Here is a 17,895-nt window from a genome sequence, read left to right as displayed (position 1 = left end):
GTTATGCCCTCTCCCCATTAATTGATACCGGCGGGAGGGGATAGCGTTCACCCCGTTCAACCCAGTCCATAAAGTCGGCGCGTGCGCCGGGGAAATTAATCAGCGTCCAGCCAACCATGCCTTTGTTGCCGCCATGAATCGGATCGCTGAAGAAACCTTCGCGGGTGTTTTGCAACAGATAAGAGAAGAACAGCGAAGACGGCAGCTGTTTAAAGGCGGCGCTGCCGGCTTCAAACTGACTTAAAGCGGCATCCTGTTGTTCCGGGGTCAGCCCGGCGAACGGCTGGTGATACTGGCCCTGGCACCATTCATCGGCGTCGGCAATCCCGAGGTTGTAGATCTGTTTGGGGACCAACGGCAGCTGATAACCCATCTCTTTTGGCACATCGGGGTTAAACGGCCCCTGCATATACCAGATGGAACCGGTGGCATACGGAGTATTCATCTGCCGATCGATAAACTCCGGTACGCCGGCTTCGCGTGCGCCAGGCCCCAGCTCATCGGCCGGAATGAGGCGCGCTACCGCGGCGTTGATGAATGCCCACTCGCGTTCGTTAAAAAACTGCGGTTTCCAGTCGCCGGTGGTCGCGGAAGCGGATCCGCCGGCAGTGGCACGCTCCGCCGCCTGCGCGGTGCTGGCGGCGGCAACCGCGCCGACGCTGCCGCTACCGATCACGACCGTGGGTATCAAAGCCATTGATTTTACTAAAAAATCACGCCTCGAATTATTGGTTTTTTCGCTCGACATTCTCACATTCCTGTCAATTAAATTACTGATTTTGTTGTTACAAGCCCAGCAAACGCTGCTTTGGAACCGATTCCAGAAAGGTACCGCTTTAGCGGACCTGCTGGCACGACGCCATTAAGTCGTACAAAAAATAAATCGCCGCTGGCGATGATGTTTATAGAGTTATCGTTTGGATATTAGTCGATTCTCATACACCGTCATGAAAAAAAGGAAAATATCCCTTTTCATTTGATAATCAGAACGCGTATGCAATATCCAGAGGGCAGAAATGGGGGTGGAATCAGCGCCGAAGTAGGTCTGACCATTTTCCCAAAAAAGAGTGATACGTATCACAAATGTTGCTTTTTTGTTTATGGTACATGGCTGTCTGGCAGCGTGCAAACGTAAGATTCCGTAAAAAGTAAACAATTTGAGCGGTTAAATTGCTTAATAACGGATATTAACTGTATTTCGCGCAATGCTTATTCGCTGAGAGACAATGCACAATGCCGCCGGCGATGAATTATTCGCCGCGACGGTGAATAGAGACAGAATATAGAATTACCGCAGTGAAATTGTTTCTTAACGGTATATTTTCATGACGCCAGTATTACGCTATTTATTTCGCGGACGGCGCTCACGCTATCGCCGTCCGCCAGAGACGTTCAGGCCTACGTTCGCGGGAAAATCCACAGATCATTGGCCGGGAAGGTCAGGTGACAATGCCCGTCGTCGCGCAGCGCTGGACCATAGGCGCGAATAGCGAAATCATCTCCCCGGGTACGGAACAGATACTCCCAGCGGTCGCCGAGATACATACTGGTTAACAGCGGTAGCTCCAGCATATTATCCTGGGGCGTCGCCCCAAGGCACAGACGCTCAACGCGGATCACCGCCGTCGCCTCCTGCCCGACGCTGACCCGTCCGTCCGCCATTCCCCACAGCGCCCAGCTCGCCCCTTCAATCCGCGCCCGACCGTCCATCACATCGGTAATCTTACCGTGCAGGCGGTTATTGCTGCCCATGAACTCGGCGGCAAACAGAGTCGCCGGATTGCCATACATCTCCTGCGGCGTCCCCTGCTGTTCAATCACGCCATTGTTGAGCAGCAGGATACGATCGGAAATCGCCATCGCTTCGTTCTGATCGTGCGTGACCATCAGCGCCGACAGCCCCAGCTTGATAATCAGCTCGCGCAGAAAAACCCGCGCCTCTTCGCGTAATTTGGCGTCAAGGTTCGACAGCGGTTCATCAAGCAGGATAACCGGCGGGTTGTAGACCAGCGCCCGACCAATCGCCACGCGCTGCTGCTGCCCTCCCGATAGCTGATGCGGATGGCGGTTTCCGAGGTGCCCCAGCCCCAGCTGATCGAGCACCGCCTGCACCCGCTGTTTCATTTCGCCAGAGGCGACTTTCCGCAGCCTGAGCGGGTAGGCAACGTTCTCGAATACCGTTTTGTGCGGCCACAGAGCGTAGGACTGAAACACCAGCCCAAGATTGCGCGCCTCGGCCGGAATTTCGCTGCGCGGATTGCCGTCATAGACCGTCTGCTTGCCGATAGCGATCCGCCCGCCGGTGGGCTTCTCCAGCCCGGCAACCGCACGCAGTAAGGTGGTTTTTCCGCTGCCAGAGGGTCCCAGCAGCGACACCACTTCTCCCCGCTTCAAGGTCATCGACACCCCTTTCAGCACCGGGTTGTCACCGTAGGTCAGATGCAGATTTTCTACTGATAATTCAATCATGTAATTTCACTCCAAAGCGCAGGGCGATACCTAACCCGACCACCACCAGCAGGATATTGATAAACGAAAGCGCGGCGACAATATCGATGGCTCCCGCCGCCCACAGCGAGACCAGCATCGAACCAATGGTCTCCGTTCCCGGCGAGAGCAGATAGACGCCGGTGGAATACTCACGCTCAAAGATCAGAAACATCAGCAGCCAGGAACCAATCAGGCCGTAGCGCGACAGCGGCACCGTAACGTGGCACGTGACCTGGCCCCGCGAGGCGCCGTTGCTCCGGGCGGCTTCCTCCAGCTCCGGCGCCACCTGGAGCAGGGTTGAGGAGATCAACCGCAGCCCGTAGGCCATCCACACAACGGTGTAGGCCAGCCAGACGCTGAAAATGGTATTGCGCAGCGCCCGCAACTGCACAATCAGATGTTCGCGTAGCCAGTCGGCCACCGGCAGCGCCGAGAGCCAGCCGTTTTTCAGCGACTGATCCAGCCACATCGGCAGGAATAAAAACACCCACAGGAACGCCAGTCCGGCCAGCAGGCCCGGCACCGCACGCGGAACCAGCACGCTGTAGTCGAGAAAGCGCGTGACATTATCCGCTTTGCGATGCATCGCAATCCCGACAAACAGGTAGCAGATCACCGCCAGCGCGCCGCCGAAAATACCGATGGCCATGGAGTTGACGATGGCCCGCAGCAGGTTCGGCTGCTGCCAGATATTACGGAAGGTCGCCAGCGAGAGTTCATCCCAGAGAGAAACCCCCACCCCCCAGTTGGAGATAAACGCCCGCAAGGCTACGCCAATCAGCGGCACGCCGATAGTCACGGTCAGCCAGAAGACCACCACCCCGCCGGCAACCCAGCGCCACTTGCCGAGCGGTAGCGCTCGCGCCTGCGACGCTTTGCCCTTCATGGTCACAAACCGATTGGCCGTGCGCATCAGGCGACGCTGCAGCATGACCAGCGGAATGGTGATGCAGATAAGGACGACCGCCACCGCCGCCATCAGATGATAGGAGGGCGTACCGAGTTTATTGGTGAGCTTATACAGGTAGGTGGCCAGCACCATGTTGCCTTCCGGGTCTCCCAGTACCAGCATCAGACCAAACACTTCAAGGCCGAGGAAAAACAGCAGCACGCAGGCATAGAGAATCGACGGACGTACCATCGGCAGGCTGACCGAGGTCATCACCTGCAGCGGAGATGCCCCTACCGTCCGCGCCGCCTCTTCGACATCCGAACCGACGCTACGCAGCGCGGAGGAGATATAGAGATAGGCATGCGGGACGTGAGTCAGCCCGGCAATCACCACAATGCTGAACATGGAATAGATATTCCACGGCACAACCCCCAGCAGCTGCTCTGCCCATTGCGAGAAAAACCCGACCGGTCCGGCGGCGACCACATAACCAAAAGCCAGTACCATCGGAGAAACAAAAATCGGCACCAGAATCAGCGGTTCAATAAACCGTCGCCCGGGCAAATCAGTACGCACCATTAAGAATGCGAGGATCCCGCCCAGCGGTATCGCAATCAGCACCAGCCCCACCGCCAGAATAAAACCGGACTTCAGCGCGAGATAAAAGTCGGGGTCGGTAAAAATAAATTCAAAGGCCCCGAGGCTGAATTCTTTGCTGCGGGCGAAAAACGGGGCGGAAAGAAAGCTCTGCACCACGATAAATAACAGCGGGATATAAATCACTAATGCCGTTATCACTACCACGATGCCACGCGGTAGCCCCTGCCACTTTCTGCGTATTACATTCATAGCTTATCCCTTTGGTCAGGCGCGGAGTACAAACCAGACGGGTGTTGAAAACCGGGAATACCCGGCGCGAAAAGGCGGCGCATCCGATGATGCGCCTCCGGCAGGTATTATTTTGCGGCGGCGGTACGCCATTGTTTGATAAATTCCAGACGTTTTTTCGGTTCCAGATATTCCAGTAACGTTTCATCGACCGGAATCGGCTTCAGGGCATTGCCCAACATTTTGGTCATGCCGTCGATATCGTTTTTACCTTCAATATCATTACGAATAGAAGGAATATCCGCCTGGTTGGCCAGAATACTCTGCCCCTTTTCCGACAGAACATAATCGAACCACAGTCTGGCGGCATTCGGGTGTTCGGATTCCTGAGTAATAAACGAGACCCGCGACAATACCAGCACATAATCTTTTGGATAGGAAATGCCTAATGAGGGATCGGTTTTCGCCCGCGCCTCGGCGTAGGAGCCGAGAATGTTATAGCCCAGCAGGTTTTCACCCGAGGAGACCCTCTCCATCATGGTGCCGGTTGAAGACTGCACGGTCAGACCGCCTTTTGCCATCCCGGCCAGATCGGCGAAATAGTTGGCGTCGGCTTTGCTGTCCTGTACCGCCAGCATGAAGCCCAGCCCCGATTTCTCGATATCGTAGGTGGTCACTTTGCCTTTGAATTTATCCGCCTGCGCGGTGACCAGTTTGGCCAGCGCGGTGTGCGAATCCGGGACATCACCCTGCGGAATCAAACGTTTGTTATAGATAAAGACCACCGGTTCGTAGGTGGTTCCATAGGCTTTTTGCTGCCAGACCGCCCATTTCGGCAGCTTGCTCAGTTCCGGAGAGGCGTACTTTTCGGCATAATCCGTCGCCAGTTTTAGCGCCGTATCCATCGATGAACTCCAGACCACATCGCCGCTCCCGCCGCCCGCCGCCTGCTCGCTGATATAGCGATTATAGAGTTCGGTACTGTTCATATCGTTATATTCAACTTTTATCCCGGGGTATTGCGCCTCAAACCCTTTAATTAACGGGCCTGCGGCTTTGGTATCCGTCGTCGAATAGATCACGACCTTGCCCTCTTTCACCCCGGCATCAACCACTTTTTGATAATCAGCCGGGTAACCCTGAGGTAATTCTGCCAGAACAGAACAGGAGAAGACTGTCGTCAGTGAAACCACTAAACCACCAATTTTCCTATGCATAAAACCAACCCTTAATTATCATTTATTAAACACAAATTTAACATATAGCGAGACATCAGGACGTTGCAATGACGGGGGGTGTTTTTTTCCGGCTTTTGTGACGCTGGCTTAATTTAAATAAACTGGCGCCCGCGGCGGTCAAAAAATCGGGGAATAAGGCGAAGAATATTTACCCCGCCCGCCACCGAATATTAAGAAACCTTAAGAATCAGCGGCGCTGTTGATTAAACGGGCGCCGTGCCTTTCCTGCAATAGAATGGCTGCAGGCCACAACTGACCTGCAGGAGGGCAATTTACCGCCACTGAATTGCGTTGCGGAAAATAATATGGGCGATAGGGCTAACAGGGGAAAATGGTGGCCGGGCAAATTCAGGCCGCGAGGAGACGGCCCGGTGATAATTCAACATGACTCTCGCGGCCAGACCCGGGGAAACAGCGGCGAGACCAGCGCCTCGCCATCTTTCAGCGTCAGCTCCGGGAACGGCGGCGAGGTGACTCCGCCGCGATCGGCGAAGGTGGCGTCATCCCCGACCCAGCGAGCGGAGAAAACCCGCCGCGCGCGCGCGGTCGCATTGCCCCGCGCGCCGTGCAGCGTCCGGTAATGAAAGGCGACGGCATCTCCCGGCTCCAGCGCCCAGCTAACAATATCGTAATCGTCCTGATGCGCATCAATATCCGGCAGCTCTTTAAAACGGCTGTGTGCGTAAAGCTTTGAGCCGTTAAAACGGGTTGGGCTGAACTCGTCGCCCCAGCGGTGGGAACCGCGGATGCAGCGCAGCGAGATCGCTTCCGCCACCGGGTCCAGCGGGATCCAGAAGCTGACGTTTTGCTGCCCTTCGACGCAATAATAGGGCTGATCGTGATGCCAGGGCGTCACCGTGCTGCCGCCGGGCGGCTTCACCAGCGTATGTTCATGGAAAAACGTAGCCGTCTTCGATTGCATCAGCGCTGCGGCGATTTCCGCCGCCGGCGAATGCAGGACAAAGCGTTCAAAGTCAGGGATCCGCGACCAGTTGCAATAATCCTGAAAGAACGGGGCGGAGCCATCTTTCGGCACAACCGTGCGGGCGTGGCCATACTCGCTGGGGTTGGCCATCAGCTCCGAGACGCCGGCGGCCAGGCTTTCAATCCACGGCCTGAACACCCCCTTCAGCAACACGACGCCATCCTGCTGATAGCTGTTGATGGTCTGCGAATCAATATGTGGGTCACGCTGATTTTGCATAGCTAACCTTCCTGTGTGGAGAGATGAGGCGGCTGAAGGTGCCCCTGGCAGGCCAGCGGTTTAGCCACCGCGAATGGAACCCACACAGATTATTTAATCCGCCATCGCGGGTAAATTATTATAAAACGAGTCGCTGAATAGAAAATTACGAGCCTTAACGGCAGCGTGAAATAAATAAGCCTGCAGTGACCGCAGGCTTATTTATTCAAAAATGTGCGGGGGTTAATTCAATACTGCGGCAATAGTCCATAAACAGTTGCGTGGGTCGGGTTGGTTCATTATTGGCAAGATGCGCCATAATTAATGTCGAAGCGGGCATCTCATCTTCAATATCTAACTGCACCAGTTTCTCGCCGTCATAGGTCATATCGCACAACGGCCGGGTGACTAATACCGAAAACCCCAGTCCCTGTCCCACCATACAGCGAACCATTTCGATCGAGGGTGAACTGTACGCCACTTCAGGGTGATAGCCCTTCTCTTTAAATATGGTGATGAAATAATTCTTGCTGGGCACCGCATCGAGCAAAATCATCGGTTCATGGCTGAGTTCCTGCAAGGTGACGCTATTTTTCTGCGCCAATGGATGGCTGGCCGGCAGCAGCGCATAGGGTTTATGCGGCGCATTCAGCATCTCTTTATTGACCGAATGACCTAATTCCAGATCGTAGACCAGCGCCAGATCGAAACGCCCGCGATGCAGGCCGTGCATTAACTCATGCTGTTCACCGTCATACAGCTGGAGGGTAATGTCGGGGTACATTTTTTTAAACCCGGCGACCAGCTTTGGCATGTACAGCGGCGCGACGGACTCAAAGCAGCCGACGGAAATCGTCCCGGAAACCAGCTCTTTATCGGCGCGGGAGTTTTGTTCAAACTCATAGGAGAGCCGCAGCAGCTCTTTTGCTTTCTCATAAAAACGCCTTCCGCAGGAGGTCAGCGAGACGCCCTGGGCATGATGGCGAATAAACAGCTGCTGCTCAAAAGTGCTTTCAAGGTTTTTAATGGCAATCGAGATCGACGGCTGGGCAATATGGAGCTGCCGGGAGGCTTCAGCGATACTCTCGGTCTCTACAACGGTGACGAAGTATTTAAGTTGTTTGAGCGTGAATCGCGTCATAGCCTCACCCTTTACGGAATATTGTCACAAGCGGAAACGGTATAGTTTCCTGATATGCAATCTGCAAGCATCGTGCCATTTCACCGGGATTCGCTTATTTCCTCGCTGAGCAAATGATTTATTTAGCGTCCCGGCGAAGTCAACATTATACCGACACCGCCGCATCCGCTTAATTGCACCAACCTGAATCAGGCTGCACCAAATTAATTCCTCGCGCGCCCCAATATGGCACAACTCGCGATTTAAACGCCCGTTCCGTTATCCCTTCCGCGCAATTGTTTTTTTAATGTTTAGTTCTTGTTTCGTACTCATTGCTTTAAATTTATTGGAATTAATCTACCTGTATAGTTTTTTTAAACTTAAAGGCCAAAAATTTACTAATTGCCTCGCAGCGAAAACTGCCAGCATAGTGTTATTGCAAGATAAACCCTGGCGATGCCCCATTTTTGATCATCGGTATCGCATTCATGTCCATTCATTATGGCGAGTGAAATAGCCCATGACGTTTAACTGGAACTACATGTTAAGTCTGCTCAGCGATGCAGATTTTTGGCAGGCCACCTGGACCGTCATTAAATTAAGTCTGCTGACCTGGGGTTGCAGTATTGTGCTGGGATTTGTTCTCGCCCTGGCCAAGCAGTCGCCGCGCAAACTGTTTAATCTTCCGGCGCGGCTCTATATCTGGCTGTTCCGCAGCCTGCCGCTGCTGGTACTGCTGATATTCGTCTATAACCTGCCCCAGGCGGTGCCGTCGTCAGCGCCAGTGCTCAACGATCCGTTCTGGGCCGGCCTGCTGGCGATGGTGCTGAGTGAGGCCGCCTACGTCGCCGAAATCCACCGGGGCGGCCTGCTTTCAATACCTAAAGGCCAGAGCGAAGCCGCCCGGGCGCTGGGACTGCGCTATGCCGGCACCCAATGGCGGGTGATTATTCCTCAGGCGCTGCGCGTCGCCCTCCCGGCGTTGGCCAACGAATATATTGCCGTCGTGAAACTCAGTTCGCTGGTGTCGGTCATCTCCCTGACCGAGATTTTAATGGTCGGCCAGCGTCTGTATTCGCAAAATTTCCTGGTGATGGAAACCATGGCGGCAGTGGCGTTCTACTACGTGCTGATCGTGACCGTTTTCGACTTCCTGCTCAAACGGCTGGAGAGCTATCTCGATGTCACCCGGCGGAAAGTCACCCGCCCCATCGACAGCGAGATGCAGCGGCTGGCGACGCAAACACGCCCGGTAATCGTGCGCAGCGCGGTCGATAATCCGCAGCCGGCGCTGCAGGCGTCAAAACTGCACAAAGCCTATAACAATGTGGAAGTGCTCGGGGCCGTCAGCCTGCAAATTCAGCCAGGTGAGGTGGTTTCAGTGATTGGCCCTTCCGGCTCCGGGAAAACCACGCTGATCCGCCTGCTCAACGGACTTGAGCAGATCGACAACGGCGAAATTCGGATCAACGGCCAGCCGTTTATTCACCTCGATCGCCAGGGCGTGCAGAAACCGCGTTTTATGGAGAATGCGCAGTACCGCCTCAACATCGGCATGGTCTTCCAGAGTTTTAACCTGTTCCCCCATCTGACGGTTCTCGGCAACCTGCTGCTGGCGCCGCGCTACCATCGGCTGGCCCCGGACGCCGAGTTGAAGCAGCAGGCCTGCGAATTACTGCATAAGGTCGGCATGCTGGAGCACGCGTGGAAATATCCGCACCAGCTCTCTGGCGGCCAGCAACAGCGCGTCGCCATTGCCCGGGCCCTGATGATGCGACCGCAAATCATGCTGTTCGATGAACCCACCTCGGCGCTTGACCCGGAAAAGGTCAATGAAGTGCTCCAGGTTATCGAATCGCTGGCCCATGAAGGCATCACCATGGTCATCGTGACCCACGAAATGAATTTTGCCTTCAAAGTCTCTGACCGGATTGTCTTTATGGAAAAAGGGCGCGTGGTGTGCGACGACACGCCGCAGGCGATGCGCGACGGTAACCACCCGCGCGTTGACGCCTTCCTGAAAGATGTCTCCCTGGCTTAACTCTCCGTTTGTGAAAGGAAAAATTATGATCGCGCAGTGGCAAATCGAACAGTTTCATCAGCAGGGTTTTCTGGTGGTCGAAGGGGTGCTATCGCCTGACGAAATCGCCGCCTTGCAGCAGGATTTTGACGGTTGGGTCGAAGAGAGCCGCCGCCACACCGAGGTGTGGGGCGAGACGCTCGACGGTCGCCCGCGTTTCGACCTTGAAGGGGATCACCGCGCCGATCACCCCTCGCTGCGCCGGGTCAGTTCGCCGACGGAGATTTCCGTCGCCTTCGAACATGCCGCCCTGCAATCGCGTATGGCGACCATCGCCGCCCAGCTGATCGGCGGTAGCGGCACCCGTTTTCATCACAGTAAAATCAACTCCAAGCTGCCGTTTACCGCGACGCAGGTGAAATGGCATCAGGATTTTCTGTTCACGCCGCACAGCAATGACGACATCATCACGGCCCTGCTGATGATCAGCGACGTCACGCCGGAAAACGGCCCGCTGAACGTGGTGCCGGGGAGCCATAAGGGGCCGCTGTGGTCCCACTGGCAGGAGGAGCGTTTTACCGGTTCGGTTGACGACGAGGTGGTATCCGCGCAGTGCCAGCAGCCCGCCGCCTGCTTTGGCCCCTCAGGCTCGGTGTGCTTTATGCATACCCGTCTGCTCCACGCCTCGAGCCCTAATGAGACCGAACTGCCGCGGACGCTGTTTATCAGCGTTTACGCCGCCGAGGACGCCCTGCCCTTTGGCGAAAACCCCTTACCAAGCCTGCACGCGGGCCAGCTGGTAGCCGGCGTGGAGAGCGGCCTGGTACGCAGCGCCGCCAACCAATTACGTTTGCCGCAGAAGCCGCGCGGTGCCTCATTCTTCGTTCAGCAGGCCGGCCACGATCTTGCCAGCATGTAATGTCATCCCTGGAGGTTTTTTATGAAACGATTTAATGCTCTGCTTCTTTGCACCGCCGGCGCCCTGACCTCGTTCAGCACTTTTGCGGCGTTCCTGCAGCCGGGGAAAATTACCGCCGGTTCGGATATGACCTTTTATCCTTATGAATATATGCAAAACAACCAACCGGCCGGTTTTGATATTGAGTTTCTCGCCGGTGTGGCTAAAACCATTGGCCGCGAGGCGGTGAATACCGATACCCGTTTTCCTAATCTGATCCCCGGTCTGCAGGGCGGGCGGTTCGATATTACCAACTCCTCGATGTATATCACCGCCGAACGCCTGAAGGTGATTGACATGGTGCCATACCTGAAAAGCGGCGAATCGATCCTGGCGCTTAAAGGCGCCAGCTATCAGCCTAAAACTCCGGAAGCGTTCTGCGGCCATAAAATCGGCTCGATGGGAGCCACCTCCTGGCTGGCGCAGCTGCAAAAACTGTCGGCGGACTACTGCGTGAAGAAAGGCCTGCCGCCCATTGCGCTGAGCGAGTACAGCACCGATCCGCAAACCACCCAGGCGCTGCTGTCGCGGGCGGTGGAGGCGCAGATTACCGATGCGGCGGTGGCGCGTGGCGTCGTTGAGAAACTGGGCGACCGGATCGTTATCTCTTCCGATACCTTAATTTACCCGGTGCTGAACGGCTTTGGCGTCAAAAAAGGCAACAGCGAAGTGAAAAGCGCCCTTGAGGAGGGGCTGAAGAAATTCAGCGCCACGCCGGAATACGCGGCGCTGCTGAAAAAATATCACTTCCAGCCGCCGACGGAAGACGACCTGAAAACCCTGATGCCGAAAGCGGAGTAAGGCGATGGCTTACTCTTTCGAAGAACAAACGCGGATCGATCTGGCGGCGACCTTTCGCATCATCGCGCATCTCGGCATGCACGAGGCCGTCGCCAACCACTTTAGCGCGGCCCTGTCGCCGGACGGCAAAAAGTTTCTGCTGAATCCGAAGTGGAAACACTTTTCGCGGATCCGCGCCAGCGACCTGCTGCTGCTGGATGCCGATGATGAAGCGACCGCGCAGCGACCGGACGTGGACGCCACCGCGTGGGCAATCCACGGCCAGATCCATCAGCGGCTGCCGCAGGCGCGGGCGGTGCTGCATCTGCACCCGATCTACACCACCAGCGTCGCCTGCCTGGCGAATCCGCAGATCCTGCCGGTCGATCAGAATAGCGCGCGCTATTTTAATCGCGTGGCGGTGGATACGCTGTATGGCGGGATGGCGGATACCGTCGCCGAAGGGGCGAGGCTGGCCGGGCTGCTGGCGGATAAACGCCGCCTGCTGATGGGCAACCACGGGGTACTGGTTACCGCCGCGACCATCGGCGAGGCGTTTGACGATATCTGGACGCTGGAGCGGGCCTGCCAGATTCTGGTCACCGCGTGGTCAACCGGCCAGCCGCTGAAGGTGTTGTCGGCTGAGGTGGCGGAGAAAACTGCCCAGGACTGGGAGAATATCGCCGATTTTTCCCGCCAGCACTTCGCCGAAATGAAGCAGCTGATGATTGATGCCGATCCTTCGCTGCTGGACTGAGCGATAACCCCTCTGTCCCGGGCCAGCGCCCGGGATGCCGCTATTCAGATTGGGCCAGGCGGGTAAAAACCGCCTGGAGCTCTTCGGGTTTTCGCCACCCCTGATGCAGGTCGCGCACCCGCCCGCGTGCGTCAATCACTATCGATGTCGGCGTCCCGATCACCTGATAACGATCCTGAGTAATATGAAGCTGATCGCGCAGCACCGGGTAGCTGATGCCATGCTTCGCCAGCAGCGGAGCGATATCCACCTGCTCCGGGTCGGTATTCACCCCCACCACCACCAGTTTATCCGGCCAGCGTTGGCTGAGCGCCTGCAGCGTATCCATTTCCGCGAGACAACCTCCGCAGCTGGCCGACCAGAAGTTGAGATACACCGCCTTCCCTTCCCAACGTTCCAGGCTGGCAGGTTTCCCTTGCAAATCAAAAGCCGCCAGCGCAGGTGCCGTCTCACCACGTGCCAGCTTCTCTTCTTTACAGCCGGCCAGGAGCAGAACCAGCAGCATCGCTATCATCACTTCAGGCATGCGCATGGGGATTCATCTCCTCACCGAGATATTTGCCGTGCTGGAGCCGAACGATACGGTCGGCGAATTTTCCCAGCGCCGGGTTGTGGGTCACCATCACGATAGTGCGCCCCTGACGATGCAGGTCGGTCAGCAGGTCCAGCACCCGCTGTTCATTCTCTTCATCCAGGTTACCGGTGGGCTCATCGGCAAAAATCACCGGGGGTTCATTCACCAGCGCCCGGGCAATACAGACTCGCTGCTGCTCCCCGCCGGAGAGCTGGCTGGGTAAATGGGTCATGCGATGTTCAAGGCCAACCTGCGCCAGCACAGCCCTGGCCGCCGCCTCATCGACGACGCTGTGGTAATGCTGCGCCAGCATGATGTTTTCCAGCGCCGTCAGAAAGGGAATCAGATGAAACTGCTGAAACACCAGGCCTATCTTCTGCGCGCGAACGCGCCGTCGCCCTTCTTCATCCAGCGCCGCGGCATCGGTTCCGTCGAGGATAACCTGCCCCTCGCTGGCGGTGTCCAGACAGGTCAGAATATTCATCAGCGTCGTTTTCCCGGAGCCTGAAGCCCCCATAATGGCGACGAATTCACCGCGGGCGATGCACAAATTAATGTCATCCAGCGCGGTAACCTCTCCGAAGCGCTTAGATAAATGACGGGTTTCAATCGCCATCTGACGTAAAGGCGTGACGGTCATGGCGTTATTCTCCTTTCAACACTTTTGCCGGTTCAACGCTCACCGCGCGGCGAACCGGAACAATGGCCGCCAGCAAGGCGACCAGTAAAGACAGCGCCAGGGTAATCGGCAGCACCGGCAGGCGCAGCGAAATAGTGGCATTAAACACGGTCAGCCCCAGCAGTTGGGCGAGCAGATAGCCGAGCAGCCAGCCGCAGACCACCGCTGCCAGAGTGATAATGCTGGTTTCGAGCAGCATCTGGCGGATAATATCGCCATTGCTGGCGCCCAGCGCTTTTTGCAGCGCAAACTCACGGGCGCGCTCGCCTACAATTGCCATCAGGGTGGTATTCACGCACAGCGACGACAGCGCCAGAATCACCAGAGAAACCAGCCCCATCAGCCCTTTGATTTTATCCAGTACCTGACCTTCGGTTGCCGAGACCTTACGGATCGGGCGGATCTCAAGAGCGGGATAGCGCTGCTGCAGCTGCCCGGCATAGTTTTCCACCTGGCCGAGATCGTTACTGACGCTCAGCAGGCCGTGGCTGATAATACCGGGCTTTTGCAGCCACGCCTGCGCCACGTTCAGGCTGACAATCAGCATGTTATCGGTCGCGTCACCGGCCTCGACGATCCCCTTGACCAGCAGTTTTTTGCGCCGCTGATGATCCACCAGCGTGACGCTATCGCCCACGTTTAGCGCCAGCCGCTGAGCCAGCTTAACGCCCACCATCGCATGGCGATCGTCAAAGCTGACGCCGATCCAGTTGCCGCTGACCTGCCAGTACGGCACCAGCTTTTGCAGCGACTCAAACCACACGCCGACGATCGCCACTTTTTCCAGCTCGGTACGCGCCGTGCCGTATAGCCAGGGGCTGGCGCCATGAATCAGTCCCTTCGGCGCATCGTCAAGAATCGCCTGCAGGGTCGGCTCCGGCATACGGGTGCCGTGCCCTGGGCCGATATAAAAATTTGCGCCGAAGGTCCGCAGCTCCTCGCTCATTTTGCTGTTGATGTCAAACCACACGGCGGAAAGCGCCGTCACGATGGTCGCACCAACCGCCAGCGCGGTGAACACGACGCTGACGCGCTGCAGACGCAGACGCAGCGCCCGCCAGACCAATAGCCACAGCATGTCGCGCTTAGCGGCCATACAGCACCTCCACGGGATAAAGTCGGGCGATACGACGCGCCGGGAACCAGGTGCCGATAAGCGCAATCAGCACTGCGATCACCAGCACACAGGGCACCACCACCCAGGCAAAGTCGAGCGGCGTGGCAAAGAGCATCAGGCCAATCATCTTCGCCAGCCCCCAGCCAGCGATGCAGCCCAGCCCCCCACCTGCCAGCCCACCCAGCGCTGCTTCGAGATAAAACAGCAGCAGAATTTGCCACTGTCGGGCGCCAAGCGCTTTCATCAGGCCGATCTCCCGGGCTCGCTCCATAATGGTACTGGTCATCAGCGAGGCAATACCCATTGCCGCAGCGGCCAATGCCGCCAGGGTAACGACCGCCATCAGCAGCTGAATTTTATCGATAACTACGCCCTCCGAGGCCGCAACCTGCCAGACCGGGCGCACTTCCGCACCGGAAATGGCCTCCTCCAGCTGGTGAGCGATAGAAGAGACGTATGCCGTGCAATACCACAGGTCATACTCTTCGGCGTTGAGAGCCTCGAGATTCTCACGCGCCCGGCGCGACAGCTCATTTTCGGGTACCGTCAGCGCCGATACGCGAATTGCCTGTACTTTTCCCGTCAGACCCAGCAGCTGCTGTACGATGCTAAGCGGCATCACCAGTTGGTTGTCTTCATCCCCCCCGCTGGAGAGAACGCCGCTGACCACCACATCCACGGTCTCGTTCGCCACCTGGAGCCTGAGATGGTCACCGGGTTGCCAGCCGTAATTACGCGCCAGCGCATGGCCGACTAATGTTTGCGGCGTCTTGCCTACAGGTTCCTGCGGCCAGTTGCCGGTAACCTGCCAGAACGGACTGACCGTGCGCTGCCCGGTCTCATAGCCCTCTTCATCCGGTATCGCGACCGGCTGACTGAAGAAGGTCCCGAGTATGCGGATATCGTGCCCGTCAACGGTCGCCTCGCCGCTGAGCATGGGAGCAAACCCAACGATATTATTTCGCCAGAAAATATCCTTAATATTCGCCAGCTCGGATTCATCAAGGAAATCATCGCTGGCCAGCGGGTTGCTTTGTTCGCTGAATAACGCAGGTAGCGCTGCCTGCCCTGCCGGTTCAATTAAGATATTGGCGCCGTAGGATTTCAGTTCCCGGGACATTTTGTCACCGATGTCGATAGAAATAGCCAGCAGCGCCGAGATCAGACTCGTGGCCAGGAAAACGGTTAACACCGCCAGCGCTTTGCGGCGCAGATTACGCCCCCATGACTGATAGATCATTCGCCACAGCATGGTTACTCCTCCTGCACCGTGCCGGGAACAAACGCCTCTGGCGCGTTGCGGAAACGGTTGTAGTTTGCTTCAGAGGCAAAAAACCAGGTTCTGCCTGCGTAGCTGTATTTATACTCTGCGGTCGTGTTGGTCAGGACCGTCCCGTCCACCGGGTCGGTCACGTTGATAGTCAGCACGGTAGAGAAATAATTGCCTCCGACGGCCAGCGCCGTACCGGGTATCGTCAGCTCACGTTCGTCGTTATGCCAGCCATCGATCGGTACCGGATTACAGCCGCCGGGTTTACCAATCGAAGGAATGAATATGTGTACCCCGCAGGCGACACAAATCACCTGATTACCTTCCATGACATATCCCTGATCGCCGCACAGCAGGCAGGCATCAAATACCACGCCAAAGCGTAATTTGTCGGGATAGCGGTTGATGACAAAGAAGCGAACCGCCTTTCCGTCGTCTGCCACCCAAACGAAACGGTGCAGTTTTCCGTCGCGAACCTGGGTAAGCGGAATATGGACCAGACCATCAGCGGCAAGGCTGACCGGCTGAGCTTCCGAGAGCCTCGGCGGTTGCGAGGCCACCAGATCCCACCACAGCTGGCCACCTGAAATCACCAGCGCACAGCAGATCGTCGTTAACCAGAGGCGGACAGCGCTGCGCCGCTCGGCCAACGCCAGTCGACGGGCAACCGGCGCCGTCGCCGCCTTCACCGCCCGGGCATAGCTACGGATAGCCGGGGTCCAGCACAGGCACAGCAGCAGGAGCACGGCGGCGGCAAGCCAGCTATACCAGGCGGCATTGTTGGTCACCCTGGCCACAAAACTCAGCAGCGGCTTCAGTAAGGGGATGATTTGCAGCTTCATCAACAGCAGCAGCAGATTGCCGAACAGCGGCAGCCACAGCAGGATCATCAGGAGAATTGTCAGCGGCCAGTACGGCCAGCTCATCCGCCGCAGCAGCAGAGCGCACAGCACCGCGGCCAGACACAGCAGCGCAACGGCCAGCGCCAGCGCGGTCAGGTTCAGCAGCAGGTCGGTATTCAGCACGTGGGTGGAGGTTAATCCGCCAAGATTGGGATCCAGAGCCCAGTGACGGGCGGCGCCAAATACGAGGATCCATTGCCACACGTAGCGCAAACGCGGCGTGGCCCACCAGAAGCTCAGTAAAAACAGCAGGGAAAGGAGGATTTCTCCGCTCACCAGCATCAGCTGTAGCGTCTGGCTCCCGCGAATAAACAGTCCGGCCAGTAGCCCACTGGCCAGCGCCGTGAGCAGCGTCCACGTGAGGGGGCGCAGTGAAGGAGGCTCGCCGCGGCCCCAGAGAACCGAGGAGAGCAGCGTTATGCAGAAAAAAACCTGCAGCGTGGTGACGAAAAAATAACTCATAACTTCGACCCGGTTCGGCGGATAATGTGCAATCCGCATGCGGTAATACACCGCAGGACGGCATGCTGGCCATCCTGCGCGACGAACGTTAGTTCAGGCCGACGTATTTGAATTCATAGCTGACATCAAACGGTTTCCACCAGCGGCCAACCCCGGTTTCGCTGTCGGTATGACGGTGCATCCCAGCTTTTGATGGCGGTTCAATGTGATACGTCACTTTATAATTGCCGACGCCCATCATTTTAATATTGGCGCCATAGTGTGGACCGTCGCTCGCGACCATCGGCATAAAAGTCCCTTCCTGCTTTTCACCGGTATCGCTATTGACCAGGGTATAGGCAATCGTCAGATAGGGAATCCATTCCCCGGCGCCAAAACCATTCTTTCCCCCTTCAACCGCATGAATATCGGCCTCCAGATGGATATCTGATTTCGCGGCCGGCAGACCCATTCCGCGCGGTTCCATATCAATCGGCTGAAGATAGACGGCGGCGATCTCCATCTCATTCATGGTGACCGGTTCACCGGCCGGATACTCTTTAAAAGCCAGCGCCGCGGGCGCGGTAAAAATAGCGGCCACGGTGGCAGCGATAATCAGGCTCTTTTTGATGGTCATTTGACAAAT

Annotated in this window: 16 protein-coding genes; 4 read left to right on the top strand and 12 right to left on the bottom strand. The window is 56.9% G+C overall.

Annotated elements, in window-relative coordinates:
* Window position 1: 1 nt before the first annotated feature.
* From OQV00_RS10855 to OQV00_RS10830, 6 genes are all read right to left on the bottom strand, one after another.
* Entirely contained in the window at window positions 2-748 is a 747-nt protein-coding gene (locus OQV00_RS10855) for a gluconate 2-dehydrogenase subunit 3 family protein (RefSeq protein WP_004863012.1), read from the bottom strand.
* Window positions 749-1,398: 650 nt separating this feature from the next.
* Window positions 1,399-2,469: an ABC transporter ATP-binding protein gene (locus OQV00_RS10850; protein ID WP_004863014.1), complete on the bottom strand. Its 1,071-nt coding sequence runs from the start codon at window positions 2,467-2,469 to the stop codon at window positions 1,399-1,401.
* Window positions 2,462-4,231 (bottom strand): ABC transporter permease, encoded by a 1,770-nt coding sequence (locus OQV00_RS10845; protein ID WP_118859895.1) that lies wholly within the window; start codon window positions 4,229-4,231, stop codon window positions 2,462-2,464. Before OQV00_RS10845 ends, OQV00_RS10850 begins: the two co-directional genes overlap by 8 nt.
* 107 nt (window positions 4,232-4,338) lie before the next feature.
* Window positions 4,339-5,427 (bottom strand): ABC transporter substrate-binding protein, encoded by a 1,089-nt coding sequence (locus tag OQV00_RS10840; RefSeq protein WP_004863020.1) that lies wholly within the window; start codon window positions 5,425-5,427, stop codon window positions 4,339-4,341.
* A gap of 400 nt (window positions 5,428-5,827) precedes the next feature.
* Window positions 5,828-6,652: a phytanoyl-CoA dioxygenase family protein gene (locus tag OQV00_RS10835; protein WP_162661092.1), complete on the bottom strand. Its 825-nt coding sequence runs from the start codon at window positions 6,650-6,652 to the stop codon at window positions 5,828-5,830.
* A gap of 205 nt (window positions 6,653-6,857) precedes the next feature.
* Complete coding sequence (locus OQV00_RS10830; RefSeq protein ID WP_004863024.1) at window positions 6,858-7,772, bottom strand: LysR family transcriptional regulator; 915 nt, start codon at window positions 7,770-7,772, stop codon at window positions 6,858-6,860.
* 499 nt (window positions 7,773-8,271) lie between these two features.
* On the opposite strand from OQV00_RS10830, the gene OQV00_RS10825 reads away from it, so the two are divergent.
* The 4 genes from OQV00_RS10825 to OQV00_RS10810 are packed head-to-tail and all read left to right on the top strand — an operon-like array spanning window position 8,272 to window position 12,266.
* Window positions 8,272-9,792 (top strand): amino acid ABC transporter permease/ATP-binding protein, encoded by a 1,521-nt coding sequence (locus OQV00_RS10825; RefSeq protein ID WP_004863028.1) that lies wholly within the window; start codon window positions 8,272-8,274, stop codon window positions 9,790-9,792.
* Window positions 9,793-9,817: 25 nt separating this feature from the next.
* Window positions 9,818-10,690, top strand: coding sequence for a phytanoyl-CoA dioxygenase family protein (locus OQV00_RS10820; RefSeq protein WP_054829335.1), 873 nt, complete (start codon window positions 9,818-9,820; stop codon window positions 10,688-10,690).
* A 21-nt stretch (window positions 10,691-10,711) separates the two neighbouring features.
* Window positions 10,712-11,530 carry a transporter substrate-binding domain-containing protein gene (locus OQV00_RS10815; RefSeq protein ID WP_015584142.1) on the top strand — a complete coding sequence of 273 codons (819 nt, stop codon included), beginning with the start codon at window positions 10,712-10,714 and terminating at the stop codon, window positions 11,528-11,530.
* Between the two features lie 4 nt (window positions 11,531-11,534).
* Window positions 11,535-12,266, top strand: coding sequence for a class II aldolase and adducin N-terminal domain-containing protein (locus OQV00_RS10810; RefSeq protein WP_032717710.1), 732 nt, complete (start codon window positions 11,535-11,537; stop codon window positions 12,264-12,266).
* A gap of 40 nt (window positions 12,267-12,306) precedes the next feature.
* Here OQV00_RS10810 and OQV00_RS10805 read toward each other — a convergent pair whose 3' ends face one another.
* The 6 genes from OQV00_RS10805 to OQV00_RS10780 all read right to left on the bottom strand — a co-directional run bounded on the left by OQV00_RS10805 (window position 12,307) and on the right by OQV00_RS10780 (window position 17,886).
* The gene (locus OQV00_RS10805) at window positions 12,307-12,798 is read right to left on the bottom strand and encodes a TlpA family protein disulfide reductase (RefSeq protein ID WP_048024842.1); all 492 of its coding nucleotides are present in this window, start codon (window positions 12,796-12,798) and stop codon (window positions 12,307-12,309) included.
* The gene (locus tag OQV00_RS10800) at window positions 12,785-13,480 is read right to left on the bottom strand and encodes an ABC transporter ATP-binding protein (protein WP_004863043.1); all 696 of its coding nucleotides are present in this window, start codon (window positions 13,478-13,480) and stop codon (window positions 12,785-12,787) included. The genes OQV00_RS10805 and OQV00_RS10800 overlap by 14 nt, the downstream gene beginning before the upstream one ends.
* Window positions 13,481-13,484: 4 nt before the next feature.
* Window positions 13,485-14,615 (bottom strand): ABC transporter permease, encoded by a 1,131-nt coding sequence (locus tag OQV00_RS10795; RefSeq protein WP_032717712.1) that lies wholly within the window; start codon window positions 14,613-14,615, stop codon window positions 13,485-13,487.
* Window positions 14,605-15,888: an ABC transporter permease gene (locus OQV00_RS10790; protein ID WP_004863048.1), complete on the bottom strand. Its 1,284-nt coding sequence runs from the start codon at window positions 15,886-15,888 to the stop codon at window positions 14,605-14,607. The genes OQV00_RS10795 and OQV00_RS10790 overlap by 11 nt, the downstream gene beginning before the upstream one ends.
* A 2-nt stretch (window positions 15,889-15,890) precedes the next feature.
* Window positions 15,891-17,270, bottom strand: coding sequence for a Fe-S-containing protein (locus tag OQV00_RS10785; protein ID WP_069476549.1), 1,380 nt, complete (start codon window positions 17,268-17,270; stop codon window positions 15,891-15,893).
* Window positions 17,271-17,358: 88 nt separating this feature from the next.
* The gene (locus tag OQV00_RS10780; protein WP_004863053.1) at window positions 17,359-17,886 is read right to left on the bottom strand and encodes an iron transporter; all 528 of its coding nucleotides are present in this window, start codon (window positions 17,884-17,886) and stop codon (window positions 17,359-17,361) included.
* Window positions 17,887-17,895: the final 9 nt, after the last annotated feature.

Source organism: Klebsiella sp. DY2415, from assembly GCF_026314315.1.
In the GTDB taxonomy this organism is placed as follows: domain Bacteria; phylum Pseudomonadota; class Gammaproteobacteria; order Enterobacterales; family Enterobacteriaceae; genus Klebsiella; species Klebsiella ornithinolytica.
Note: the sequence above shows the minus strand (reverse complement) of the source record. Positions and strands in the feature narration are given on the sequence as shown.

Bases quoted from the DNA above. Each gene is read 5' to 3' on its own strand.
- OQV00_RS10855 (WP_004863012.1), bottom strand. From the start codon at position 748: ATGTCGAGCGAAAAAACCAATAATTCGAGGCGTGATTTTTTAGTAAAA.
- OQV00_RS10850 (WP_004863014.1), bottom strand. From the start codon at position 2,469: ATGATTGAATTATCAGTAGAAAATCTGCATCTGACCTACGGTGACAAC.
- OQV00_RS10845 (WP_118859895.1), bottom strand. From the start codon at position 4,231: ATGAATGTAATACGCAGAAAGTGGCAGGGGCTACCGCGTGGCATCGTG.
- OQV00_RS10840 (WP_004863020.1), bottom strand. From the start codon at position 5,427: ATGCATAGGAAAATTGGTGGTTTAGTGGTTTCACTGACGACAGTCTTC.
- OQV00_RS10835 (WP_162661092.1), bottom strand. From the start codon at position 6,652: ATGCAAAATCAGCGTGACCCACATATTGATTCGCAGACCATCAACAGC.
- OQV00_RS10830 (WP_004863024.1), bottom strand. From the start codon at position 7,772: ATGACGCGATTCACGCTCAAACAACTTAAATACTTCGTCACCGTTGTA.
- OQV00_RS10825 (WP_004863028.1), top strand. From the start codon at position 8,272: ATGACGTTTAACTGGAACTACATGTTAAGTCTGCTCAGCGATGCAGAT.
- OQV00_RS10820 (WP_054829335.1), top strand. From the start codon at position 9,818: ATGATCGCGCAGTGGCAAATCGAACAGTTTCATCAGCAGGGTTTTCTG.
- OQV00_RS10815 (WP_015584142.1), top strand. From the start codon at position 10,712: ATGAAACGATTTAATGCTCTGCTTCTTTGCACCGCCGGCGCCCTGACC.
- OQV00_RS10810 (WP_032717710.1), top strand. From the start codon at position 11,535: ATGGCTTACTCTTTCGAAGAACAAACGCGGATCGATCTGGCGGCGACC.
- OQV00_RS10805 (WP_048024842.1), bottom strand. From the start codon at position 12,798: ATGCGCATGCCTGAAGTGATGATAGCGATGCTGCTGGTTCTGCTCCTG.
- OQV00_RS10800 (WP_004863043.1), bottom strand. From the start codon at position 13,480: ATGACCGTCACGCCTTTACGTCAGATGGCGATTGAAACCCGTCATTTA.
- OQV00_RS10795 (WP_032717712.1), bottom strand. From the start codon at position 14,615: ATGGCCGCTAAGCGCGACATGCTGTGGCTATTGGTCTGGCGGGCGCTG.
- OQV00_RS10790 (WP_004863048.1), bottom strand. From the start codon at position 15,888: ATGCTGTGGCGAATGATCTATCAGTCATGGGGGCGTAATCTGCGCCGC.
- OQV00_RS10785 (WP_069476549.1), bottom strand. From the start codon at position 17,270: ATGAGTTATTTTTTCGTCACCACGCTGCAGGTTTTTTTCTGCATAACG.
- OQV00_RS10780 (WP_004863053.1), bottom strand. From the start codon at position 17,886: ATGACCATCAAAAAGAGCCTGATTATCGCTGCCACCGTGGCCGCTATT.